19 protein-coding genes are annotated in these 25772 nt (G+C 52.7%); 8 read left to right on the top strand and 11 right to left on the bottom strand.

Translation table 11 applies throughout. The features are described from left to right. Nucleotides 1-4: 4 nt before the first annotated feature. From Poly59_RS10740 to Poly59_RS10720, 5 genes are all read right to left on the bottom strand, one after another. On the bottom strand, nt 5-1690 hold the full coding sequence (locus Poly59_RS10740) for an efflux RND transporter periplasmic adaptor subunit (RefSeq protein ID WP_146534048.1): 1686 nt from the start codon (nt 1688-1690) through the stop codon (nt 5-7). Between the two features lie 816 nt (nt 1691-2506). Then, a complete protein-coding gene (locus tag Poly59_RS10730; RefSeq protein WP_146534046.1) occupies nt 2507-3184 on the bottom strand; it encodes a hypothetical protein in 678 nt (225 codons plus the stop codon). Between the two features lie 1652 nt (nt 3185-4836). Beyond that, complete coding sequence (locus tag Poly59_RS29375; protein WP_222436079.1) at nt 4837-5025, bottom strand: hypothetical protein; 189 nt, start codon at nt 5023-5025, stop codon at nt 4837-4839. A gap of 417 nt (nt 5026-5442) precedes the next feature. Continuing rightward, nucleotides 5443-6270, bottom strand: a complete 828-nt coding sequence (locus tag Poly59_RS10725; RefSeq protein ID WP_146534045.1) for a hypothetical protein — start codon at nt 6268-6270, stop codon at nt 5443-5445. A gap of 314 nt (nt 6271-6584) precedes the next feature. Then, complete coding sequence (locus tag Poly59_RS10720; RefSeq protein ID WP_146534044.1) at nt 6585-7856, bottom strand: hypothetical protein; 1272 nt, start codon at nt 7854-7856, stop codon at nt 6585-6587. A 341-nt stretch (nt 7857-8197) separates the two neighbouring features. Between Poly59_RS10720 and Poly59_RS10715 the strand changes: the two genes are divergently transcribed. Together Poly59_RS10715 and Poly59_RS10710 are read left to right on the top strand one after the other, a co-directional pair. After that, on the top strand, nt 8198-9010 hold the full coding sequence (locus Poly59_RS10715; protein ID WP_146534043.1) for a ParA family protein: 813 nt from the start codon (nt 8198-8200) through the stop codon (nt 9008-9010). Nucleotides 9011-9016: 6 nt separating this feature from the next. Then, nucleotides 9017-9922: a ParB/RepB/Spo0J family partition protein gene (locus Poly59_RS10710; RefSeq protein ID WP_146534042.1), complete on the top strand. Its 906-nt coding sequence runs from the start codon at nt 9017-9019 to the stop codon at nt 9920-9922. A 105-nt stretch (nt 9923-10027) separates the two neighbouring features. Here Poly59_RS10710 and Poly59_RS10705 read toward each other — a convergent pair whose 3' ends face one another. Beyond that, a complete protein-coding gene (locus tag Poly59_RS10705; protein ID WP_146534041.1) occupies nt 10028-11725 on the bottom strand; it encodes a hypothetical protein in 1698 nt (565 codons plus the stop codon). A 17-nt stretch (nt 11726-11742) separates the two neighbouring features. Further along, nucleotides 11743-12936 carry a PLP-dependent aminotransferase family protein gene (locus Poly59_RS10700; protein ID WP_186776161.1) on the bottom strand — a complete coding sequence of 398 codons (1194 nt, stop codon included), beginning with the start codon at nt 12934-12936 and terminating at the stop codon, nt 11743-11745. A gap of 37 nt (nt 12937-12973) precedes the next feature. Here Poly59_RS10700 and Poly59_RS10695 point away from each other — a divergent pair, with 37 nt between their 5' ends. Together Poly59_RS10695 and Poly59_RS10690 are read left to right on the top strand one after the other, a co-directional pair. Continuing rightward, nucleotides 12974-14518 (top strand): hypothetical protein, encoded by a 1545-nt coding sequence (locus Poly59_RS10695; protein WP_186776160.1) that lies wholly within the window; start codon nt 12974-12976, stop codon nt 14516-14518. Nucleotides 14519-14631: 113 nt separating this feature from the next. Continuing rightward, the gene (locus Poly59_RS10690) at nt 14632-15183 is read left to right on the top strand and encodes a hypothetical protein (protein ID WP_146534038.1); all 552 of its coding nucleotides are present in this window, start codon (nt 14632-14634) and stop codon (nt 15181-15183) included. On the opposite strand, the gene Poly59_RS10685 is transcribed toward Poly59_RS10690, so the two are convergent. The 3 genes from Poly59_RS10685 to Poly59_RS10675 form a co-directional block, all read right to left on the bottom strand. Beyond that, nucleotides 15139-15378 (bottom strand): helix-turn-helix domain-containing protein, encoded by a 240-nt coding sequence (locus Poly59_RS10685; protein ID WP_146534037.1) that lies wholly within the window; start codon nt 15376-15378, stop codon nt 15139-15141. The genes Poly59_RS10690 and Poly59_RS10685 overlap by 45 nt on opposite strands. Nucleotides 15379-15674: 296 nt before the next feature. After that, nucleotides 15675-17897 carry a S8 family peptidase gene (locus Poly59_RS10680; RefSeq protein WP_146534036.1) on the bottom strand — a complete coding sequence of 741 codons (2223 nt, stop codon included), beginning with the start codon at nt 17895-17897 and terminating at the stop codon, nt 15675-15677. 14 nt (nt 17898-17911) lie between these two features. Continuing rightward, complete coding sequence (locus Poly59_RS10675; RefSeq protein WP_146534035.1) at nt 17912-19006, bottom strand: AAA family ATPase; 1095 nt, start codon at nt 19004-19006, stop codon at nt 17912-17914. 190 nt (nt 19007-19196) lie between these two features. On the opposite strand from Poly59_RS10675, the gene Poly59_RS10670 reads away from it, so the two are divergent. From Poly59_RS10670 to Poly59_RS10655, 4 genes are read left to right on the top strand one after another with little or no spacing between them, the layout of a single operon-like run. Continuing rightward, entirely contained in the window at nt 19197-20435 is a 1239-nt protein-coding gene (locus Poly59_RS10670; protein WP_146534034.1) for a GTPase-associated system all-helical protein GASH, read from the top strand. A 44-nt stretch (nt 20436-20479) separates the two neighbouring features. Next, complete coding sequence (locus Poly59_RS10665) at nt 20480-21409, top strand: TRAFAC clade GTPase domain-containing protein (RefSeq protein ID WP_146534033.1); 930 nt, start codon at nt 20480-20482, stop codon at nt 21407-21409. Further along, nucleotides 21402-22271 carry a TRAFAC clade GTPase domain-containing protein gene (locus Poly59_RS10660; protein WP_146534032.1) on the top strand — a complete coding sequence of 290 codons (870 nt, stop codon included), beginning with the start codon at nt 21402-21404 and terminating at the stop codon, nt 22269-22271. The genes Poly59_RS10665 and Poly59_RS10660 overlap by 8 nt, the downstream gene beginning before the upstream one ends. Continuing rightward, nucleotides 22261-24798 carry a GAP1-N1 domain-containing protein gene (locus Poly59_RS10655; RefSeq protein WP_146534031.1) on the top strand — a complete coding sequence of 846 codons (2538 nt, stop codon included), beginning with the start codon at nt 22261-22263 and terminating at the stop codon, nt 24796-24798. Before Poly59_RS10660 ends, Poly59_RS10655 begins: the two co-directional genes overlap by 11 nt. On the opposite strand, the gene Poly59_RS10650 is transcribed toward Poly59_RS10655, so the two are convergent. Beyond that, the gene (locus Poly59_RS10650; protein ID WP_146534030.1) at nt 24769-25770 is read right to left on the bottom strand and encodes a trypsin-like serine peptidase; all 1002 of its coding nucleotides are present in this window, start codon (nt 25768-25770) and stop codon (nt 24769-24771) included. The genes Poly59_RS10655 and Poly59_RS10650 overlap by 30 nt on opposite strands. Between the last annotated feature and the right edge of the window lie 2 nt (nt 25771-25772).

Raw genomic sequence — 25772 nt, 5'->3', positions numbered from 1 at the left:
TCCTTTATTCTGCGACGCAGTCGCAGCCTGCACCAAGATTGTTTTTTAGTAACTGCGCTCGCAGCACGTCACTGCCCGCTGCGGCGATCACTTCACCGGGAAGCACACCAGAAATGACTTCCGTGAATTTCCCGTTCGTTGCACCCAAGCGTACCGAACGGACGTGAAAGACTTTGAAACTGTCGGGACTGTCGAAGTAATGTTTGTCACGCACGAAAACAACTTGGCAGCAACCTTCCCAGTGCGACGATCCTTTGGGAATCACGATGGCGTCTGACTCTTCCCTCAAAATGATTTGGCCCGTACCGAACGTTTCGCTTCGTAACTTGCCGTCAACGTTCGGCAGCATTGCTCGCACCTGCACCATCCGCGTTTGCGAGTCCGCCGCCGTGCTGATCCAGTCCAACTTGCCTTCCACTTCATAGCGACTGCCATCGGCTTGAAAGCGAATGGGTTGCCCGACAGCAAGCTGATCCATGTTCTCTAGTGGAACATTGAGTGTGAGCCACATCTGGCTGGTGTTCGCGACTTCAAACAGAATGCGAGTCGGGTCAACGACTTCACCCGGAGCAACATGCCGTTGCGTCACGAAGCCTTCGATCGGCGAAACGATCGGGATTAAGTTCGACGTGATTGTCTTGCTGTTAAGTTGGGCGCGAATCTCATCGGGAATTCCGAGCAAGCGCAGATTGTCGAGGACTTGTCGCTCAGACAGTCCTCGCAGCGATTCGGTGTCGATCGGAAATCCAAGATTTCGCAACGACTGTTCAGAGGACAGCACATCCGCTTGAGCTTTGGACAGGGCAGCTTCAGCATCGAGAATCCGCGACCCCGCAATTGCACTTCGAGCTTGATTAAGCCGCGAGACGTTTTGTCGTTGCAGGTTTTCTTCGGCCAACGCCCGCAGTAGATTCGTTTTTAGATCACCGACTTGTGCCGCATCCACGACGGCGAGAACTTCCCCCTTGGTGACCAAATCACCAACGCCCTTGGTTACCAACCAAACGCTGCCGGGAACTCGCGATGCCAAGCTCGCTTGCTTCGTGGGGTCGTAAACAATCTCCCCGCTGCCAGTGATCGCTTCGACAATCGGAGCACGTTCAATCAATTCCACATCAACGCCAGCCTGCTTCACTGACTCAATAGAAGCGAACTGAATCCGGGTCTGGTAAATCTTGCAGGCACTGTTGTTCTCTTTTCGCGGAGCCACGGCCAAAGCGCGAGCGGCTCGCTCAAGATCGCTTGGCAATATCGACGGCGTCTCCTTTATCTGTGCTACATCGGGATGATCAAGCACGCAGTTGTGAACGCCATGTACCTCGCACCAACCGTAGTCGGGGCCTTTGGGCATCAGGGTGGGATCACACTCGACACAAATGGATTCAGGCACGGCGTGTTCTTCACACCAATCGTCGGCGACCGTCTCGACACTCCCAGTCAAAGCGGCGAACTTAGGAATTCGCCAATCGTTGTGGTGCCCGTAGTAGAAGACGGCAGCAAAGCCGATCAGGACCAACGTCGGCCCGATGCTGCTCAGTACAAGTGACAGCCCTCGCCGGAGCGGTCTGCCTTGCTCTGTTTTCTTTGCCTTCTCAGGCTCGGCTGTATCGACCTGATGACCTTTGACGGACGGCTCCGCCGGATGACACGACGCGTTCTGTTTCGGCGCATCAACAATGGAATGACTCATGGAACGACTCCTGCTGGCAAAAGATTGGACAAGCTCGAATCGCAACCGTTGCGATCCCAAGCACGAACCGTGGGTGCAGGCCAACCAGACAAGTCAAATCAAACCGCGCAGCGACGAACCAAATTTGGTAACAGCAACGCAGTTCGCTGGTTAGCGAGCGACGGCCAGCAGCGACCTAGATTAAAAGAGAAGCGTGCGCAATACGCACCGATCGACCCGTAGGCAGATCAAGTCGGCGAGGTTGTTCCTCGAACCGAACCACGAGAGCTTCCGGCAGATCAAGCGTGTCCAAACAAAGCGGCGCAAAGTCCAGCATCGACTGAACGTCGATCGCTACCCGATGCCCCATCTCTGGTGTGATCTGGCACTCACATCCGGATTCACACGGACAAGGCGAATCCATGGGCGGCATTTCGCTCTCTCCACACGGTTCGTCCTGGTTCTTGGAGCAAGAGCACGAATGCGTGACCGCAGCCTCAACGCCATCCGCATGACATCCCTCCATTGCACAACACACGGGACAAGCAATTACCCGCAGCGCGATGAACGATAGAAGAAGCAGACGAAACATCAGGGAAATCGCAAATCCAAGAAGTAGGCTAGCGTGGCGATACAGTGTAGTCCGTGACACGCTGCGGGGCAATATCATCCGTCCGGCCAAATTCGCTCGAGCGCACCTCGCGTTTGGCGCCTGTCACAAGCAGCGGATTAGCTTCACTACCAAAAATGCGACTGCAAAATACGCGAACTCTTTTGGATGGGCCAGAATGAGGCATCCACCTGTCAGGAAATAGAAAACAAAGGCTGGTGCAAACATTACTTTGCACTCGTGTTCTTCTCTCTACGGTGCTCGAACGGCCGAACAACCCGTCGACGAAGCGGTAGAACATCAATTGGCACAGTTTGCTTTCCCGCAAGCTTTCGGATGCGGTTCACCTCGCGATGAATCGTCAACAGTTGACGTCGCACCGGTGCGTATGGAGCAATCGGCAATTCATAAAAGGCAAGCGCGAGCTTCGCGACAGACTCCACTCTTGCTCGCTCAGTGAACGTTGCTTTCAGATTAAGGTAGAGATCACGAGTCATCGCAACGTGCGCATGCCACTTATCATCGCGACTGCCGTCCTTCTTGCGACCACCCGGTTTGTAGCTGACACTATATCCTGCGTACTGAAGTGGCCTGCGCCGGATATCTTGAATCGCATTTGCCTCTTCTTTGTAGAATTGATGAATCCCCTTTGTCGCCAAAATGACAAAAACGTGTTGATGACGGATTAGCTGTAGATTTGCTCGTCCTGACTTCTTGCGGCGCGCTCGCGTCGATTCGCTCACGTCAATTTTGTACTTTGTAAGCAATTTGGCGTCGATGATCGACGGATCCTTGTCGAGTGGAATAAACCCTCGCACGTAAAACCAGTACCCGTGACGAAGATATGAACAGGCGATTTGCTGAACGAATCCCTGGATTGAAGTTGCTTCGACGCGATATTTCATGTGCCTCCTTGCCGAACTGGGAAAGACCAAATGGGAAGGATTGTTTAAGGCACAATCCCTCCAGAAAGCCGCGAACCGAAATGACAACACGAGTCGTGCAGTTTGAGCAAACGTCAGGCTTCGACGCAGACAGATGCGTTTCGCCAAGCGTAAAGCTCCGCACACGGCAGCAATTTCAAATTGCGCGGAACCATATTCTTGAATTGGCCCACGCTAATTCATACTGCCCGTCACCCAAAAAAACCGGCCGGCGGACAAGTTGAGTGCAGACGCACTCCTCTTGTCCGCCGTCGATCCGCCGCCTCAGAAGGCCCGTACGTCAATACAGGTCTTCTGAGGCCGCTCGCGCCCTTTCAAGGATCGTTGACTGAAAACTCAGTCATCAACACAAAACTTTGACAGCTAGATACTGCCCGTCAGTCCTTTCGTCGTGCTATGGCCGTCAGCACCATCTGTTACGACAGCAACGAGTTCCGACTGCCTTGCCGGATACATCGCCCAAACAAAAAATCGAGCTTCCGCCCGATTCTCGTTCGACTCTCTACTTGGACCACACTCCCATTCAACGGCGTTTGAAACACCCGGATGACTCGCGAGCTTGCACTCGCTCCGGGCACCGGTAACCACACCGGCTGCCGCTGAACTTCCTGCGTTAGTCAATTCCTTCACCTTGCGAATCACGTCGCTATCCCGTTTTAGCGGGAGGGACGTTGGCCGTATGCATGGCTCGTCAGAGCTAGCATCGTTTAGCGACTCAAGTTCAATTGAACCGTCTCGCATTTCTGGGGACCGAACATGGAAGCATCCCCTTACCCATCGACCAAGGTCTTTCGCTGCTCGGCAGCGTCTTTCGCAAAGTTCACCGACAAGCCCTCGCGGGCCTTTCATGGTTGAGCTATTCGCAGCCGCTGGATTTGCCAGCGGTCCCCGAGTCAAGTCACGCTCGGTTCGGCCTGTCGCCAGGCTCGAAGCTCCCCACGTCGGACACGTTGAACGAAGTCGATGACCCCGAACCCCGTGTGCAGGATTACTCATCATTCTCATGATTAAACCTCACCTGCTTTGGAGATTGACGGCCTCGGATCGCGTTCGACAAGAACGCGGCGAGGTTTTTCCGCATCGCCCCCGATCTGGAATACAGTCCCCAGCGGGATCAATCTCATCGGATCGAATCGTTGTATTACTCGGTGAGATTTCTCGGACATACGAGGCCCGATAGTCAAAACCGGATTACTCAACGAAGCCTCCGTCGAACTGGACAAGCACCTCTCGATGCATCCAGCTCTACGGGCCAATCGCGTCACGGGAGGTTAACTCCATGCCCTTAGCCTTGGTGGTAAGCCAAGGTTTACCGGGTGCGATTGGCTATCAAAGTTTGTCGTGCGTGCCACCACTGGCATGCCGAAGTTGCGGCACACTCGCAGCAGCGCGTTTAACGAAAGCGACAGCCGAAGCCGGGAATCCGAGCCCAGCCTCTACATTTTCCATAGCGCAACCCGAGAGTTAAGCAAGGATAATGAGCATAGCGTCGTTTTTATCCCTGCACTAAGGCGATCCAAACTTCATTTTACTTGTACGTCTTGCGTTTCATGGACAATCAAGCCGGGAAATGGTACCTGCGTTGTATGGAGCCAAAAACAGTTGATCAGCGGTTAGTCTTCTTCGATCTCATCGTAGCGGGAAATGAACTGACTCATCCAATCATCCAGTTTGCGGCGATCGCCGTCGACGAGCACTTTGGCGAAATAGATCGCTTTGAAACGAAGATCCGCTTCCGGCAAAAAGATGTGGAACAAAAGTCGTTGTTCGGCGGAATATATGACCGACGGACGTGGCGCCATTTCGCATTACCTGAACTCGATGCTCTACAACGCGCGCAAAGCTTCTTGCGCAGGCATTCAGCCATGGGTCAGTTCGCGGACGACGAAACCGACTCACCGTTTGCTCAGTTAGTTGCCTACGATGCAACCATGAAATCAGCGTTTCTAGATGCCTGGTTCGCACGTCATCACGCGTTCTTCCCTGCCTCAATGCGTCCCCTATGTACGATGCAGCGAGCGACTTGGCTTCTTTACGAAGACAGACAAATGACACCTATTAGCGATTTCAGATTTGCAACACTTGCGGACTATTTTGGCGTTGAGCTGCGACAAACGGTTCGACACGATTTGCTCGCCTGCGTTGAAGCAAACATCGGAATTTTTCGGGCCATGCAACGTTGGATGCCCAAGAGATCCGAAACGAATCTGTCATCACGTTCAGCGACCGTCTTGATGGCCACGAACTCCAACTGATTTATCACGATCATTGCTCATCGGCAGTTCGAGAGGCATTCCCCCGAACGGTCCATCCGTCTTTGGCCGACGCCGAACATGACAGGCGCACGGCGTGGGCCAACGGCGATTCCGCGACGGATCAAAGTTGGTGCCAGCAAAATCGTCTTTTGCGATTAGGTAAACCGCTTGTTCGGCGACACAGGGTAATGACCTGAAGTATTCATATTGCGGATCAAACTCTGATTCTCTCGCTTCGACCAGATTCGGAAGTTTCGCCGCGTTGCCGTCAATCACTTCCCTGTAGTCTGGATGCGCGAATCCCTGATTGTGTACGACTTCGTGCAGCACAATTCCTGCAACTTCCCACGCCAACCGCTCGCGACCGATTGGCTCATTCGGGAATACAACGTTATTCTCTTCAGCTTCTTCAAGAAAGTAACGCCAGTTCATTTCGATGTTGTTGTCATTCAGCCAAGCTGAGCCGACGGCAAAGTCACAATGTTCGTGCCGCATTGACCAAATGCAAAGTCGATTCTCATCCCCGTCATAGCGAAACTTGCCAAGCTTAAACAAATCCGTCAGATCAGCCGATTTGTAGCCGTTCAGAGGATCGGTGAGTTCAATCGGCGGATATTCGCTCAGGATGCGTTTGGTGTGCTCTAGGATCGTTCCCTTGCGGAGGTGACGATGCAGCAGTTCCATCGACCGCTCGAAGACGTCGAGCATGTAGAAATCGCCGAAGGTAGCAGCAACCAACTCATCGCGTAGAAACGGATGGATCTGCCAGTCGGTTGAGTCGAGAAAAGCCATGAAATTTGGTCCAAGATTTGGGGTTCCCCACCAGTCTAGTTGCCGAAATCCAGAAAGCCGGAGGCTGTGGATAACTTCAGTGACGGGTGTCGGTCCCGTCACGCGAATCACGCGAAAAGGCGTGTCGCTCCCGTCTCAGATCGACGAAAATGCGTGTCGCTCACGTCACAGAATATGCCCCATTCGCGTAACGCAATCTCATCTAAGTCGCCGAATTTACAGCCAAAATAGGGAAGTCTGAGCACAGGTGAGGGGAGGCCCCAAAGTACTTGTACAAAGTAAGTACTTGAAAACAAATGATCTTGCCTTTGAATCTATCCAACTGATCTCAAGATATCACTCGCTGAAGAGACGGAAGTGGGGGAGGAATCCTGGATCTTCGAGGTAACTTGGTCTCGGAAAATTTCTGCTCGGACTTTTTGAAATACTTCATTGCTTTGCGGAGTCATCTCATGAAGCTTGGCTTCTTTTCGCTTCAGATCCGCCCACCAGTCCGGAGGCGTTCGATTGCCTTTTGAAGCTTTGTCGAGTGAGTCCACCAAAAACGCCATTGGGCTTTTATGGAAGAATGACATTCCGTGCCGTTCAATGGCGGCTTGGGTAATGTCACACCATTCGTTGAGTAGGCGAGGGGAGAAACGCTGAATCATACGAATCGCTGGCCCGTCCTCAAAACCAATCTCGCGAAGTGTATCCAGAGTAGGGGAGTCGACCGGAGAATGTCGGTAGCTACCCTGCTTGGCCATCTGAAAGTAGGGGCCGCGATGCAGTCGTACAAACTGATTGCCGCAATTGGTCTTGAACACTTCCGCATCCGCAAGCACGTGAAGGTCCATTAGCCGCTTAAGACAGCGCTTCACCTTCGCCTTCATCTCACGCGGCGCCAACGTGGGGCTGAAGCCAAGCAAGTCCGTGGCGAGTTGCTCCAACCCGATCGCTCGCAAATGCGTTCGCCTCGACAGCACCTTGCTGACAAAGAGAAACAAACGTCGACTAGCCGCGTCGAGTTCACGGTAGACCGCAAGGTCAAAGCGGAAGTGACCGGCGCTAGACTTCACGATCTCGAAAAAGATTGGGTCCCAAGCGATTCGCCATGCTCGTGACGAGCGAGCGTCCTGGGGCAAGCTGTAGCTGAAAAAACTGAAGCTAACGCGTCGATGCTCAGAACGATTCGGATCGTAAAAGTTGTCGCTCATGTAGTTGACGACTGACAGACGACGCAGTGCTTCACCAAATGCTTTGTACTGCCTTCCGCCACGTTTACTTCCCTGGTTGATGATTCCTAGTTGCCTGAGAATCCAGTGGGGCGTCGCCACTAGCTCCGACTCTGGTTCGGCGGGTAAAAGGCTAAGAGCCAGCAAACCCCAAAGGTAAAGCTCGTCAGCGGCTGAGAGACCAAGTGGGCAGAACACGCGTGCTTTCGCATAACCTCGCTGTCCGGACTTGTTCACGAAAGAATGTTTCGCGGCATGCACCAAATTCTCTTTCAGTGATGTCCGTGAATCGAGGGGACATAGAGCGTGTTCGACAATTGACAGTTGCCCCATGCCAGTGACTCGTTTGGATTTTTCGTTTTGTTTCTTCATGTGCCTCCGTTGCTTTAACCTGCTTAAAGCACGTAGCACGTTGGACGTCACTCGGAAACCAAAAACACTCTCGCCCCCTCGACCTAGCTCAGCCCGAAAATGAAACAATTTCGGGCAGCTACCGAGAATTGCATTATGCAATCGAAATGACGGGTTGCATGAGGTGCGTTCTGGGGCACCGAAAGATGTGACGCAAACGACACGTACATACGCCCCACCAAACCGCGTGTATTTCCCTTGACGACCCTCAGCAACCCATGAGAGTTTATCAAGCGTGAAATCGGCAACTTATCGCGAATTGCATTGTGCAATTCGCGGCGTGCCGCTAGCCAAGGAAGCGTATGGCAGGAGTGACCCTGTGTTTGATCAATCAGAAAGGTGGGTGCGGAAAGAGTTCGACCTGTTTTCATCTCGCCGGTGCATTTGCTGGTCTGGGCTATTCTGTTTTGGCAGTCGATGCCGATCCTCAAGGCTCATTGAGCCAAGGATTCTTTGGAAGCGATGAAATCGAGAACCTTCCGCCCGAGGAGACGCTTGCGGCAATTTTTGATGAGTCGACGTTCTTTATTGATCGAAAACAGTTAATTCGCGAGACGGACTTTGAAAACATCTCCGTGCTTCCTACCAACCAGCATCTGGCGGCCTTCAACGCACCAACACCTGAGTCATCGGGCATGATTCAGTATTCACTTCGAGACGCCTTGGAAGAAGTTGGCGACTACGACATCACGTTGATCGATTGCCCACCGAATCTGTATCAGTGCAGTTGGAACGCAATGATTGCGGCGGACTTTGTTGTTATCCCCGTGCCACCGGAAGACTTCGGCACTCAAGGACTTCGAGCGGTTCATCAGTGCATTGACAATGCTCGCAGACTTAACCCAAACCTGCGGCGTCTTGGTCATCTGATTACACGATACGACAAACGACTGCTGGTCCATCGTTCTTACGAGGCAAGGTTGAGAACGCTGTACGAAGAAATGGCGTTAAACACAGTGATGCCCGAAGTCTCAGCCTTCAAGGTGGCTTTGGCTTGCCGGCAACCCGTCGAAGTCTACGCTCCAAAGTCAAAAGCGGCTTTAAGTATGCGAAGGCTCGTCGATGAATTGATGACGCGGATCGCGAGTCGCAAGAACCAAAAAACGATGGCGTAGAACAGAATGACTAATACTAGAAACACTCTTCAACGCATTCAGGGGAATTTGGACGAGTCGATGGGCGTGCGAGACCACGAATCCCGTCCAACACTTAGTCCCGTCGCAAAGACCAAGGATGTCGGGCGCCGAGCTCTGCGATCGTTTGGGACGCTCGACATCGACAAACTCATTCCTGATCCAGAACAACCTCGTGTCGATTTCAGTGATGACGAGATTGAGCAACTCGCCAATAGCATCAAGGAGAAGGGGCAGCTTCAGCCGATTAGAGTCCGTTGGTCCGAGGAACTGTCAACTTGGATTATCATTTCTGGGGAACGTCGGTATCGTGCATCGAAACAAGCCGGGTTGAAACTCGTCAATTGTCAGTTTGTCGAGGACTCACTATCGAAGAGTGAAGTGCTCCAGCAACAGTTGATAGAGAATCTGCTTCGTGAAAACCTGAAACCGATCGAAGAAGCCAAAGCCTTTGAACAGCTCCGAGAGATGACCGGATGGAACAGTAAGCAACTCGCCGAATCGATCCGAGTGACTCCGTCGAAGGTAACACGTTCTCTGGCCCTGTTGCGACTCCCCGAAGAAGTCCGCCAGCGCGTTGAAGAAGGCAAGCTTTCCGCGCTCGCGGCTTACGAGCTTTCCAAACTATCGTCGGATGATCAAATTCTTGCGGCTTTATACAGCGGCGGTGATAGCGTTACGTTTACAGCAGCCAAGGCGCAAAGCCAAGTTAAGCAACGTCGAGGAAAGAGCAGTCCCACGCGAAAGGGAGCGAGACTGACTTTCGCAAGTGAGGAGGGCGTCAAGGTCGTCGTCTCGACTCCGAAGGACTGCAACTACGAGCAGGTCGAGGAAGCATTAACGACAGCGCTCGCCGAAGTCCGACTGCGAATGGACAACAATGTGCAACTGTAACCGCCCTAACCCCCTGAAATCACTCAATATTTGCCGATAAGTCTTCTTATCAGGCGATTTGTTGATTCACAAGCATATGTAATCCAAGACCGAGCCGAAATGGAACTAAGAATCGTCAACACCATTCCACTGTCGGGATGACTTTACGTGTACGTCTGCCCTGCCCACTACGTACTCAGCAATGTACTCAGCCCAAGACTGTATTGCGACGAACCGTCGAGTAAGTGATTTACTCTCAAACTGCCTAAGATACGATGCACTACTGTCGCTCACCTGACTGTCGGATTTTGGCCGTCGGAGAAGACATCCAATGTTGGCGTGCAGCCGATCCAACATCGCAAGTTGCTTAATTCCATCTCGACTCGAATCGAAAGGATTTCTATTTGAACCATCCTGGCCGCATCGCCGCATCGTAATCGCTCTGATATTGGGTGATTTGAAGCCAAGTCGGTGTAATTCCTTGTCCTGGAAAAATCTTGGCTCGATCGTCTCCTCACGTCCCTCAATGTGCTTTTGTAGAAAGACAAGATGCAATAGTAAGTCGTCGGACAAGCGATTTCCCATCGCCAATATGGCCGCATCAACGAAATCAAACTTGCCGTAATCCTCATTTCTGCCCGCTAGCAGCTTTTCAAACATCAAGAGCTCAGGTGGAAGGAGCTGTAAACCATCAACCTCAGTTTTGCGAGAGCGACTTGAGACGAAATCGTCGACAAAGAACTCGAAAGTAAAAGGACTGCCGGTCGGCTGTATTCGACTGACAGAAACGCAATCAAGTTCAACCCCGCGATACTCGCTACAAAATTTGCGAGAATGAAAAAGCTTCTCATCCCAGTTTTCGGAAAACTCAAGCAGATCGTCACCACGCACAAGACTCCGAACGCAACGTCGGTGATCTTGTTCGGCTTCGACTTCTGGCATCCAGTCGATGTCGAGAGAAACCGGCCTGCTCACTTCCCTATGCAGCGAGGGGAGTTCGCTGAGTATGCCATTGGCATCGGTATTCAGGTGTGTTCGCGTACTGTTTGCATACAGAGAAACCGCAACCCCTCCCTTTAGGTAAAGACTGACACCTTGCTGCTTCGCCGTTTCTCCAAGGCATCCAAGCACCTCTGTTACAGCGATCGGCATATCACTAGTGGACGTTACTATTCGAGGCGTAGATATGTCAGTCGACATCATGTCGGCGGCGACAACTGCTTTTGCAACAACGGATTTGCCGAACTCGACTATCGCTGCTTTCGATATGGCTCTCGCGGGAGCATCGATCAAGATGGCCTCGGTATTTGAAATATTGTGGATGTAGCTGATGTCCACAAATCGCTTCAGCAACTCCTGCTGTGGCATTTCGTAAGACTCAAGATCGCGATTATCGAGAACCCTCTCGTCAAGTGATTCTCCGTAGCCAAACCTTGTTAAAAGTCGGGCAGCGATTAGATCAATTGGCACGCTCAGTCGAAGTAGGCCAATCGGGATACCCGGTGCCTCACGTGAGATTGCATATTTCAGCGACAAGAGCTTATCCAAATCTCCAGCAATGACGGCAAGCGTTAGTCGAGATCTTACCATATTCGGGATTGCGAATCCGTATCGCGTGCCGTACTTCTCGTAGAACCAAGAGCACTCACCAACTAGACGTTTTAAAGTTGCAGAGATTTGAGAAGAGTTGTCGTCTGGACGGAGCGGACGAGTGAGGTATCGTGAACCCTCACTGCTTACAACGTGGGCATCTTTCAGGGTTTGGATCAAGAAGCTTTGCCCCGATCCGCTCATGCCACTCACTAAGACGATTGCGGGTTTCATTGTATCGTTCACCTAACTCAATGTCGTTGACCAAGGGCATCTGTGCAAAACTCAACACGCTGAAAGCGCTCACGCAGCTGCAGCATTCTTTCTCGTATGTCGTCTAGTGAAACGCGAGACAGCAGGGCGTCGGCGATTGCTTCAGCGATCAAGCCCATTTCGTCAGGGCCCATCCCGAGCCTGGCAACTTCTGTTGTTCCAAGGCGAAGACCCTTAGCCCCAGCACCAGATTCTCCGCCGGTCGGCAGATACAAAGTGTTTACAATCAGTCCTACCGAATGTAGCGTCTGTACCGCTTCGATAGCAGTTAGTTTCGTGCATTTCTCGACGTCGATCCAAACATGTTGGGTGCTAGTGAACTCACCATTGAAACGACCATAGACGGTGATTCCGTTGCGATCAAGCTGGTGCGACAGCGCCCTCGCGCAGTGGAGCAGCATGGCTCCATACTCGAATCCAAACAGCTCAAATTCGGAAAAGCAAATCCCCAGGGCGGCCACGCTGGCTGGGTGATTATTTGAAATGTGGATATCCACCGTCTCTTGGAGATTTCTAAACACTGCGTCATTCCGCGTAACGGCAATCGCTTTCTGCGGACCATTCATTGACTTGTGAGTACTCCCGAAGATCAGGTCCGCTCCGCTGTCCAGTGGATTTGGGAAATCGCCACTGGCGACGAGAGCCATTACTTGGGAAATATCAACAGCGAGGATCGCGTCTGGATACTGATCTGCCAGTTCTACGTAGTCATGTGATCGCAGAACGTTTGAATGGTCGACAAGGACCAAGGCAGGGTCTTCCTCGGGATCCAGACTCTCTGTCGCGATCTGATGTTTTTCAGGATCGAATGGAAGCGAAGCACTTTGCCGACCGAGGTCTTTGACTATCGACGCCGTCGAAGCATGTCCGCCGTGCTCCTCGGATATTGAAAGAACGAGATCCCCAGGCGTACTGAACGATGCGACTACCAACTGCATGGCCTGCAGACCGGACAGGAAATCGGGACAGACATAGTTGCCTTTTAAAACACGTGCGATTACCTCGCATGTTTCCGAAAAGACAGACTGTAGGTGGTGAATATCTGGGTAAGCAATTGCCTTGTCTAGATTCTCTGGTGGGGCATGAAGATATCGACCACACTGAACCGACAAGTACATTTCCCTCTGTAGTTTGCTCATCAGTCCCTCAGTGGGGATCAGTCGGATTGCCATAGACGACTCCTGATCGTAGCAACGCACCGAGTCTAGTATGCGCTCCAGTGAAGCCGAATTACTTCCCGTCGCGGTAGGGGGCGACGTTCTGAAGGCCGTTGATGATCTGATCATTCTTTTGTCCGTTTCGCGTGTGTTCATCGTCGGCGACTTCTATTGCGTTCCGCCGGTTGTTGGCCGTGCTGTTCCGCTTAATCTGCACTGGTGTAGGGTTGCGTTTACAATCAGAGGATATGTTTCAGCTCGTCCAGCACGAAACGGAATTCCCAAGTCATCCCAGGTCATCGAGAATCGAATGAGCAAGCCTCGCAAGGACAGGAGATCTGCCTACGCAGACCATTTGCTTGACAGTCTCATCGAAGAGGTTGGAGAGGCGAAGTTCTTTCACCGTTGCTCGCATCTAATCGGAGACAAGGCTTCCGTGAAGAATGAGTCGGAGATCTCACGAAAGACCTTTGTGAACGGCCGATCGTCTCAACGAATGCGCGAGTCTGTTTTGCGCGGAATTGAGATCGAGTTCGATTTAGGCTCCAACTACTTCGCACCTCCAGCTGCCGGTGTTGAGCGGCTGTCGACTCACTTCCAAGACTTGCAATCGCTGCAGGGCTGGCTCGGGAACGACACTTATGGGCTGAACTACACAGGGCTTTCAAACCATGGGGTTATCAACCCAACGGATTTTGTTGAAGTGCAAGAGCTGCTTGAAAAACACCTGCGTTTCGTAGGTACGAATGAATTTACACCGTTCGATTCTTTCTCACTCGTCGAGATGGCAATTGAATTCTCAACGCACAGGCTCGTCACCTCTCCTGTGGACGATTTCGCGGAGCAGAGCAACCGGCTCATCGAACTTGCGAGAGGTGGAGTCGATCGAATGATGACACGTAGGCGTGCCAACACCGAGTGGATTGCCAAATTGATTCTTCTTCGCGGTCAGCTCACACGTCGATTGATACCAGGTAGTGAGCCTGTTTGGAGCAAGGATCATCCGAACGCTTCAAACGCGCTGGCAAAGGCGCGATTTCATCGGCTTGCGGCCCTCAATTTTGAAGCGGGGCACAGTCTAGCCATTGAGGATCTCGAAGACGAATCCTTGGCACTTCAGATTTTTGAGATGATTGTTCATGAACGAATGGGGATGGCGAGAATCGCCTCGAAATCCGCAAGTCAAGATGGAATGAAAATTGCGGCCAAGCAGTTTGCTTGGTTTCATGAGCAGCGAGAGTCGCTGGAACAAGTTAAGAACACGAATCGATTCCTGATCGATGTGAGATGGGATTTAGTTCGCGCAATTTGGGAATTTCGCAGGGGCGAGAAGTTGGTCGCGATGCGCATTCTCACGAGATGTTTTGAGAATTTCGAATCGTCTTCGATGACACAAAGGCATGACCTCTATCAGGTGCTGGTGCTGCTTCAGTTCAGCTTCGGTTGCCAGCCTTTTGCCAGGTCAGGAGTCGATGTAGTGTCGCGGACTGATAGTCGACTGGAGGTGGCTCGAGTGCATTTCGATAAGAGCCCGCTACGGTCCCATTGCTTCGTCGAGCTGCCGCTCATCCGACAAATGATCGAAAATGGACGATAGGGTGTTGGCTCTCGATCTGGACGTCGGCACGCTGCGGCTTTCGAGGGATCGCCTCCATACCGCGTAGGTGACACCTGTTTGCGCCATTGGCAAAGACCGCCTAGTCTTTCCGCGTGAACAATCTAACCGACAAAAACTTCGGCCTTGTCATTGCTTACCTCGTACCGGGGTTCATCGCGATCTGCGGTGCAAGTTTTCAGTCCCCCACTATCAAATCGTGGATCGCCGGTGACGGCGGAGTTTCAGTTGGCGGCTTTTTGTATTCGTCGTTGGCCGCAATTTTTGTTGGTTTGCTCAGCAGCACGGTTCGCTGGTTGGTGCTTGATCGAATCAACGAATGGACCGGGATAATTCGACCAAACTGGGACTTCTCCCGGCTGCAAGCCAACTCAGAAGCGTTCACCTTGCTGAACGAAAACCAGTATCGCTACTACCAGTTCTACGGAAATAGTCTTTTCGCTTGGCTATTCGCGTATGGGTGCTGGAGAACGGCTTACCTAGTCTCTTGGCCTGCCTGGCCAGACGTGGGAGCTTTGGCAATCAGCAGCCTGCTTTTTTTGGGCTCACGCGACACGCTTCGTAAATACTACGAGCGACTCGACCTGCTACTAAACCAAAAGCTAACCGGATTGGTTATCGCGTCGCCTTTCAATCTCCCGAAATAGCTTACTCAGCGGAACGTCCAGCGCAATGGCGAGCTTTTCGGCGACGCCGATACCGACCTGGACTTTCCCAAGCTCAATCGAGCTGATGTAAGTTCGATGCAGACCGGCAACATCGGCGAACCCCTCTTGTGAGTGGCCAGCCTTTTCGCGGTATTTGCGTACAACTTTTCCGAATTCGAGTTCAATTTGATCCATTTAGATAAGATCACCCCTTGAACTCGATAGCTCTACAGACGATGTTTATACAGACGATCGTCTGCATCGTCGTTTTTGCTTCTCACTCTCGAGGAATTTGCTATGACGAATGGTTCCGGTAGCCACGAGCCGAAGGGCTCGTCGAACGACAGCGACAAGAAGACCACCCAGTCGCAACCGAAAGAGAAACCAGCCAAGTAGTGCTGGAAAATGCCGCGAAAGTCCCTGCTTGCCTGGGGCTTTCGTTCTGTACGGACGATCTGATCTCGCTTCACCGTCAGCAGGACAGTTAGCACCTAAACGCGGATTGGAACTTCGATTAGCGGCGTCATCGGCTCAATCTGAGTTTGGAACCGTTGGACAATTTTATCGTACAGGTCCGGCATTTTGGGAGCGTTGATGGTAACGATCATTGCATACCGGATCTTGTCGCTCGCTCTCGTTGTGCGGCCCGATTCACGAACTTGGTAGTGGACGTCGAACATTGGGTCTTTCAAGGATTTTGGCTGAAAGCTCCGTTGCCGATGCAAAGTTGTTTCCCATTTGTGGGCGTTTCGTCGTAGCGACCCCTCAGTGTCGTAGTCGGAACTGCGGAAGAACGAGCTCGATTTTGGATGGGCAGCATCTACAGCATACTTGTCCGCGTTTGGCCGGAATGTCACGTCCAATCCGCCTCGCGTGTAGTTCCCCGGATCATTCGGGTCCGTTTCGCTGGCGAAGCAGAACGTGGCTGAGATCGAGACCATTCCTGTTAGCTTGCCAGCCGGCATGGGAACCGGGGCGCGCAGGTATTGTCCTGGTGTCAACTCACCTTGGAACACGACGCGCGCGACGCCATCACCGCAAACGACAAGCTGTTCCACGTCGCCGGGCACTCTCCCCCAACCTATCTCATCCGACGATTGTGTCTCGTGCGGTTCGCAGCAGTGGACCAGCAACGCCTTGATGGCGAGCGCTGAAAAGTCTGCGCCGAAGTGAGCACGCACTCCCATGCCAAGACGCAGCGTTGCGGGCGAAGCGAGACTTGTCCCCGCCTCCGGGATCGCAATTGTTAGTGACGAATCCATGACGAAGAACGGTTCTGCTGAGCAACCACCGAAGGACACGACCTCGGGTTTGATGACGCCGGGACTTCGCCCAGGACCATAGCAACTGTATTTTGCACGCGCCCATTTTTCATTCGATCTGTCTGTTGCTCCGACAGCCAACGCATTGACGCTGTCCGATGGCACTTGAACACGTGCGTTCCCAGAAGGCCGGTCTTTTTCGCCGGCGTTGCCGATCGCAACCGTCGCCAAAGTCTCGCCGCTTGAGAGAAGCGAATCCAAGACGGCGGTCCAGGCGTGAACGTCATCGTCTTCGATTGGTAGCGACGGGCCAATGCTCAGGTTGACGAACCCGTACTTCCGAACTTGCAGGACATCACGAATGCGGGCAAGGGTGTCGTAAAGATCGTAGGGATCTTTGGCAGAATGATCGTCGAGGACTCGATAGTGGTCGACTTGACCGTAAGGTTGCCGAACCGTATCGCCTTTTCGGAGCGGACCGTACAGAAGCGCCGACGTAACCGATGTGCCATGATCGACGAATGTCTCGACCGGCGCTCCGATACCAACGGGTTCGTGTCCATGCACGAACGAACCAAAGCTTGCTTCGTCAGTCAAACCACCATCGAAGACCGCAGCCTTTACCTGCGGATCGAGCGGAGGATCCTTGGGCAACTTTACTGCAAAGGGCTTGGACTTACCTGATGTTCGGATGATTGGTTTCATCGGTCGCAATTCAGGCATTTGCCGGATGGTTCGCAGAAAAGCGAACTGCCCAAGCTTATCAATGTCAGTATTTGCCGCTCGAACTGGTAAGAAACAAAGCGACCCAACTTCAAATCGGCGATCAAAATCAGGACGCAGGTTGAGCGTGTCTGCGTATTCCTCAAACGCCTCAACAATGCGGCCAGCGCGAGGAACGCCCGATGTATGCAACACGACTTCGAGCAACGGGTCTTTCGCTGTTCGGTCAACTCTTTGCGTTCGGTCATTGACATCCAGTGCCTTGAAAACCTCAATTTCAAAGAGTTGCTTCGTGCTCGTGTCAGATTCGGACAGGCCTGGTAGTTGGTTGGCGAAGCTTGCGAAATTGCGACGGCTTGCGGCAACGTATAGCTGGGTTGTCGGTGCCTCTTCCGGGCTAGCTTTTTTGTTCCAGGCTTGAGGTTTAACCCGAGCTGGTCGTGAGCCAATTGCCTCCATGCGAGCCTCGCGCAAAAGTTCGCCAGGGAAATAACTCTTTGCTGTGTATTCAGGATGAAGTGTTAGCAAGGCGACCGCGTAGTCGTCCGGGCAAGCGGCGTCTGGGATCTCCGCTAGCGACTTGGCAGTGGACGAAAATTGAGGAGCGAGTCTCGCCTTGGCCGTCTTGATGTCGTAGGGCGGCGGCTTTGGCTCCAAGATTTTGGTGACCTTCACGCGGCTCGTTAGGTTATGCCCGTTTCCCAGCAGGAATCTTGGTTGGTCCGCCATGTTTCAGTTTTCCCTCACAGCTCAATCTTGCGAATGGTGTCGCGGCTGAGTCCCGTTAATTCGTTGATCGCACGCTGCGACATTCCAGCTTCGACCAGTGCCGCAGCCACCTGCTTTTTCCCAGCCTTCGTTTGCGAGGCGATTCGCTGATGCACAAAATCAATCAATCGTTCTTCCAGCGTGCTTGATTCCAGCACGGCCTGTCGCTTCAGTTCTGTCGCCTCGCATTCAATGTCACTAAAAGACATGCCCGCAAACAAAAATGCCAACGCGGATTGCCAAGCGTTGGACATCTCTTCATGCCCGCCAAGAAACACATTCACAGCCAATTGAATCGCATCGCGTCCAGGACACTCGAACTCCACCTTCTTTTCAAAGCGTCGCCAAACCGCCGGATCAAGTAATTCGGCGTGATTACTCGCAGCAACAAGTAAGCCTCCTTCGGGCCAATCATCCACCTCCTGCAGAAGAACCGTCACCAGCCGCTTGAGTTCGCCAACTTCCTGGTCATCATCGCGTCGTTTTGCGATGGCATCAAGTTCGTCTAGTAAGAGTACGCAAGGTACACCCTTCGCGTAGTCGAGAACGTGCCGGACATTGTTTCCGGTTCGTCCAAGAAAGCTGCTCATTACCGCCGATAGATCAAGCGTCAGCAACGGGCGTTGGAGCGACTGAGCCAACCATCGCGCCGCCATTGTCTTGCCAACGCCTGGAGGTCCGGTGAAAATTGCCGTTCGTGTCGGCGCCAAGCCAGCGTCAAGTAACTCTTGCTGGCGTTCGTGCTCCATTACGATTCGCTTGAGCGACGCTTCGACTGATCCAGTCCAAATGGGTGCATGGTCAAGAGATGGCGAAAGTTCGTGTCGCAGAAGCTGCAAGCGGCTATCCCGGTCAACGGGAATGGCCGCGACAGTCTCACTTCGCAAGGGCGACTGGCGAGTTGGAGCCTGTTTTACGATCTCGTTGAGCTGCTCACCTAGCTCTGGGAGCCGCTTCTTGTAGCGGCGTGCCATGCGAACCACATACGTCTGTACGTCCTGAACGCGGCCAGCCAAAGCCAGCCGCGAAAGGTGGACTAAATCTTTCGACTGTTCTTGGGAATGGTCCATGTACACGCTCTGTTCCATATGGGTTGCTCTTAACTGTATCGCAAGATGGACTATTTTTCAATGCTCTTCTCTTGTTTTCGTCCATTGAGTGCGTTAGCTTTAGCGGGTAAGTATCAATTAGCGGACTGTTTTGGAGCCAGCGAATCGGGAATTCGTCCGCACAGCAGTCTGGCAGCAGCACGAGGGTTCAGTGGAAAATTTCATCCGAGAGTATTTGCGTGACGGGCTTATTGAGGTCGGTGACAGCGAGGACCACCTAAAAACGCTAAACGAGTCCGCAGAGAGCCTTTCAAGCGTTTTTGCCAATGACCTGCCTGCGTTAGTCCGCTTCATCAGGGCAACATTGGTGCCGTCGGTGGATGGCGAATCGCCTGCCCTTGTCAATATTTCCGAAAAGGTCGAGGTCAGTTGGCCGACATTCGTGGGCGTTGGCCCTGAGCGAAAAATCCCAATGTTGGTCGCTGTTGGCTGGCAAGCCGTATTTGAAGGCATCAACGAAGACGCAGATATTTTGGCGTTGGTCTGGTATGCGTCGGTAAATGCGATTACGCGGGGCGAGATTGACGAGCGAGTCCGACCAGTGGTCGGTCATGTGCAGGAGCTAGGAAAACGAGTCGAGCAGCGTGCGTGCGATGAATGGCGATCGACGATTGAAAAGCCGAGGAAGTACGTTTCTTCGATCGCAGTACCGGAGGTCAAGAACACCATCAACAAAGCCCTGCTCTGTGCGACGACTGGAACCGGAACGGATGGCAATGCGCTCGAGAACGGGAACACCAATACGATGGATAATTCTGGCCCATGGGGTCAACATTTTGCCAAGCAAGCCTCTTCCGCAATCACAGCGGCTATTAGTTCTCAACAGTCAGCGGTGATCACAAGCGTTGAGAAAGTGACCGGAGACCTTTCCAAGAAGTTCAACGTGATTCGTGAAGAAGCAGTGCGTAGCCACCAGGCCCAGAATGCGCGAACCGAGTTGCTTTGGCTCGCAGAATCGGCCTACTCCCCTCGGTTCGGTTGTGGTTACAGTGAACTCAAAGGTAAAGAAGCTGCCGCAGCGTTGGCGGTTGACATCGCGGAGGTCGCAATGGGCGCCGCTCCACTCAGCGTGGAGCATTTCCTTGCCGTTCAAACACAGAAGTTTGTGTCCGGTGCGGAGGTCAAGGTCGAGACCTTTGTCAAGGAACTAGCCAAGGCCGAGTTCTTTGCTTTGCTGCCCGAATCGCTGACGACGCCGCTAGATACGACCTCTCCCCTGGGACTCTTTGAAGCCGCCGGGGAATTGCAACGGCAGACGCTTAAGGCACCCCAAGTTTCAAAACGAATTGGCTACGCAAAAGCGACGACCATGCCGGTAGGCGAGCTTGCACGGATCATGTTTCGTGAAATCAAGTGCGCTGAATTCATGGGGGCGGAATTATGGGCGTAGACTCACACTGCTCGCAGACTGAATGCAATGAGACCGGAGAGTGCTTGTACGGAAACCATGATCGCTACACTTGCGAACATTGGCAGACCACAGAAATTGCTGCTGAGGAATCCTCGACAGAGCATGACACCCAAGTTGCACCGTGGCACAGTGATGCCCTATCCAAATTGGACATCAATTTAGTTTCAGTCCAGCGTCGGCCTCACGTGATCGCGTTAGTTGGCCCACACAATGCCGGAAAGACAACGTATTTGGCGGCAATTCATCTGCTTTGCCTGCGAGAACCGGTTCTCAAGGATTTCAGTTTTGCTGGCTCGCTGACGCTTCGCGGCTGGCAACGGATTATCGAGTCGATGCAGTACCCACGCGACAAGAATTTGCCGCCGAGTTACCCGCCGCACACTCCAAACTCAAATGAGCGTGTCCCCGGCCTCCTTCACTACACACTTCGCACAAATGAGGATGAAGGTCTGCAAGAAATACTGTTAACAGACGCTCCCGGCGAGTGGTTCACGTCTTGGGCATGCAACCCGGATGAGTCCATGTATCCCGGTGCGGTTTGGACCATCCGCAACGCCGATGCGTACCTGTTCTTCGTTGACTCCGACGCACTGGCCGGCGACGAACCGGGTGTGGCCAGAAGCACAATTGAGTCTATGGCGATGCGTTTGGCAGAGGAACGCAATGAAAAGCCCGTGGGTATCGTTTGGTCCAAGAGCGACGTGAAAATTGACGGCGTGATTGAGCAACAAGTCGAAACGATTTTGTCCCGCGAACTTCCAGATGCGACGTCGTTCCGAATGTCAGTGAGACCGCAAAAGGGCAACGATCCAGAGATGATGGTTGAATCGCTAAAAGACACGCTTGAATTTGCGACAACTAAGCAGCCGGTTGCGATTGATTTTCAAACGGATTGTCCAACTGGAAACCCGGAAGACCGATTCCTTAGTTATCGAGGTAACGGTCATGTCTAGTTCTACTGCTGGAAAGTCGATCATCATGGTTGGTGGCCCGAATGTCGGGAAATCCCATTACACCTTTCAACTTTACGGTCGCCTGAGTTCTAAAACATGCGGGCTCAAACTGAGGGCGATGCCAAATCAAGAACTGTTTCAGGAAGGTCTGGATCGGCTAAATCGCGGGCTAGCCGCCAAGCACACCAGCACTGCGCAGTACGACAACGCAGACTTGTTATTGACTGATGACGAAGGCAACGATTTCGATTTACTCTGGCCCGACTACGGTGGCGAACAGATTTCGCAGATGCTTGCGACGCGGGGCGTTGATGAAGCTTGGCAATCGAGGCTGATGTCCGCTCATGGAATTCTCTTGTTCATCCGCCCAGACACCATCTTAGATTTCAAGAACATTGTCGATCAGCCGATTGAATTGGAGTTGAAGTCAAGAGACGAGAAAAAGAGTGAATCAACCGATTGTCGATTGACGCTTGAAACTCAGGTTGGGCTTGTCGAACTTTTGCAGATACTGCTTTTTGCAGGGCAACTCAACCGAGTCACGCGGCTCTCATCACCTAAGCTGACCATTCTGATGACATGCTGGGATGAGATCATCAACCCCTCTGGAACTCCAGCCAAAGTCCTTCAGGGGCGTCTTCCATTGTTGCACCAGTTTATCACTTCAAACTGGCGTGAAGACAGCGTCAACGTGTACGGACTTTCCGCACTCGGACGATCCTTGGATAAGAAAAAGCCAGACCCCGAATTCGCCAAGCTTGGGCCGTCGAGCCAAGGCTACGTCGTGGGAACCGAAGGAAAGCAAACGGAAGACTTGACCGTCGTCCTGTCTCAACTCCTAAAGCCTAGCGATGCGAATTAGTTTCGACGTCGCGATCTTCGGCGAAAAAGGCACTGAGCACGGAATGCTATGGTCCACCAGCGAATCCGTGCCAAAGGGGCTCGTGGTCCACACCGACCTTCCGATTGATCTGCCTGAATCGGAAGGGTTCGAGCCGATGCTTGCGGGCTTCGCCCTGGATGGCAACTACGTTTTCCTTAGCACCATACGCGACACGACAGCGAAGCGTGCAGGGATGGCCAGAACAGTAGCTCTGTTTGCCCCAGCCGAAAGTGTCACGCAACTCGATGACCTTGGAGTGGTGGTTTCGGAACTTGGCCGCTTACAAGTAACATCCGGCAAAGTCAGTCCAGTAACACTCTCAACGGAAGTGGTCGACCAAGAGACCGCCGAACCAGACAAACCCGTTGCTGCCATTTTCGGTGCTCTCGCGGCAGAAGATGTGAAGCTGCCCGTTGTGTGGGAAGGCTTGCTTGGCTTCAGTTCTGTTCTCATCGGGCTTTGGAAAATGCTTCCCGAAGTGGCCCGTCCCGATTTTCAGTTTCGCATTGCCTGCCGGCCCAGTGACGGGGCGAGTCAAGGCTACGACTTGGTCTGTTCACCGACGGAACGAATCGCTCGCTGGAATGCCCATCAGATTGTCCGCCTGTCTTCGGAGAACAATGAGACATCCGTGGCGGTGAACCCGTTGGTAAGTCATGCGACGCGCCAACAAGTTTACTCGTTTGCAAAAGAACTTGGTCTGAATCTAGGTAGTCTTCGGAGCCTGCCAGCATTGATGCGATGCTACCTGAAATACACAGATCTGCCTGACAAGACAGATTTGCAGGTGACTACACTCTTCCGAACCGTCGGGAGGCTGTCACCAAAACCCACTGAAGGTCTGGCGATTAAGAAGAAGGTTTGCGAGGAACTGGCATCCCGTGTAAAGGGCGGCCCCGCTGAGACCCTGATGTTCCTTCGCAATCTAACTGTTGATGCGTACCCAAATGGGCGGAAGCGAATTTCGCAGGCCTGTGACGCAAGGTTCTATGATTTGCTTGTCGACGCAGACGAAGCCCCTACCCTATTCGTTCAAGAGGCCATCTCAGCGTCAAGTCTACCTTGGTCCCAAGGAGTTTTGCGGGCAACAAAACGGGCCGTTGAAAACTGTATTCCTGGTGCCGCGAAACTCGTTGCTGAATTATTTTGTCAAATGAAGCAACCAGCGGTGGCGGATTGGATCGAAAATTCCGTAGAGATGGCACCTTCGTTCGAGGACTGCCTAATCCTCCACGCAGCGGAGAGAGTCTGCGAGAACGCTTCGACGCAGCTTCTGAATCTGTGCAAGCAGCAAAATTGGATTCGCCTGCACGTTCGCGTCGGGAGCAAATTGCTTTCGCCTGCGGAATTGATGAGACAGCAAGCAGCGCTCAAGTCTGATTTGACACTCGGAGCCGCAGAGCTATCAGCACAGCTTGGCGATAAACGCTTTGCTTTGGAGGCGTCTAAGTCTGACGTTGTAGCCTATTGGGTGCAGGTCGCAATAGATTGTGAGCACGACGGTGCTTTGATGGCTTCGTTTGATTACCTCTCGCCATGCTGGAGGCATGTGTTCTGTCATTTTGCCGAACACTCTCTTCCACTGCCGAGATCAGTTGACGAAATGGATCAGAATATCCAGCTAAGTTGGCAGGCAATTGCGGGCGGCGAACTGACTGATTCACGGTATGTGCATGCGCTTTCGCAATCGCATTTTGCCAATGTGTTGGAAGTCCCTGATCGGGCATTGGTATGGGCACGACTTGAGTCAATTGATCGTGAAACCGTATTGGAGGCCACGGCTGAAGCTTGGTTTCAGGCCGCTGGTGATTCTTCAGTGAAGGCAACGGTACTTGAACCCGTGCTGCGAGCTGAAGTTCTCGCCGAGAGGTATCGAGCCGAGCTGTTGCCCGCCAATGAGGAAAGTGACCTTCGAGCCGCCATTCAAACATTTGAGAATTTTGACGAACTGGGCGAGGAAGACTTTGCCCAGTTTCGCGTACGCTACCTGTCGGCCAATTTGAACTTGTCGGAAGTAAACGCATCGAAGCTTGGGGAGTTCATTCAGCAACGTGACTGGTGGCGTTTGGCGAAGGCATTGCTGAATGATTACAAAAACTTGGGACGCATTGATCTATTTCCGGCCCTACAAGCCTGTCGAAAACAGTTCGGCATGTTCACTCGATACATCCACGGAATCAATGAAGGCCCGATGCCCGACGATGCATGGTGGGCTGAGGCAGTCGATGTACTTTCAGTGAGCTATCCGTCCGGCCCATCGCACAACTCGCTTTGGAGTCGTGCTGGTGGTGAGCTTTGCGAAATACCGCTCGAAGGCAGTGGCAAGGACCGCTGGGCTCAAACGGTCGCGATGCTGCGACGCGGTCGCGATCCGAAGCAAATGCACATTGGGAATCTACTCTGGCAGGTTCGCCAAGACGGCGCGGCAGACCATGATGTCAACGCACTGATTGACCATTGCCCTATTGAACTCGACCTAAGTTGTCATGAACCCTTCGTCGATTAGACGCTGACGGACCAACGCGATCGGAATGCCAGCGTTGCGGAAAAACATTCGACGTGACTTAGCCGAATGCTCAATCACAAATCCGCCGTTCTTGTGAATACCGATCACTTCCCAGTCGAGGTTGAAAACCGGAGCGCCGGACGATCCCCCGCTCGTTTCCGCGAGGTAGTGAATCGAATGCGTATCCGCGTAGGCAATTCGATTGTTCGCCAACGCAATGTGTTTCGGACCTCCACCTGGATGTTGGATGATTGTGGCTCGCGAATGCATCTCGGCTGGTTCCAACGCCAGCTTCAACGCCCCGAATTGCTCGCTGGGTGCTCCTTTTACAGCAACCACAGTCCAATCGTCTTCCTTCTCATCTGACGTTATGAATGTAGCCGAAGGATCAAGTTCGAGAGAAACGCCTTCGGACTGCGAACCATCTGGACGACTTTGAAAGTCAAACGTAATCTTCGCTTGGCTGGCTCGTCGTTCATTGCTAATCACATGATTGCTGGTAACGAGTAGATTTCCGCCAATGAGAAACCCAGTCCCCGATCCAAAGCCAGGAACGAAGACTTTGGCAACGCTTCGGCTGGCATGGACCCCGCATTCAAGGAACTGAATGGGCAGCAGTTCTGACTGGCTCGACAATTGACGTTCGAGTTCCGTACCCGAAAGGCTGCCTTTCCAGAGATCATCTCGAAGCGAAAGCAGCTGCTCGTTTGGTCGGCGATCCAATAAACAATTGTCGTAGAGATCCCAAGGCAGCTTGCCGTATTCGCGTTTCAGGACCGCGACAATAGCCTCATACGTGATTTGTCTCACCAGTTCTCGAAGAATTCCATCCCATCGAGCCTTCGCTGGACCGTCAAACGAAATAAGGTCCGCCGATGCTCCAAGGTCGAGTATGAAAGTCCGCGACTCGCTAGGAAAGGGAAAGAGGTCAGCAAGCAGTTGCACGAGATTGGGTGGAGGAGGTTCTTTCATCC

This window comes from Rubripirellula reticaptiva, from assembly GCF_007860175.1.
In the GTDB taxonomy this organism is placed as follows: Bacteria; Planctomycetota; Planctomycetia; order Pirellulales; family Pirellulaceae; genus Rubripirellula; species Rubripirellula reticaptiva.
Note: the sequence above shows the minus strand (reverse complement) of the source record. Positions and strands in the feature narration are given on the sequence as shown.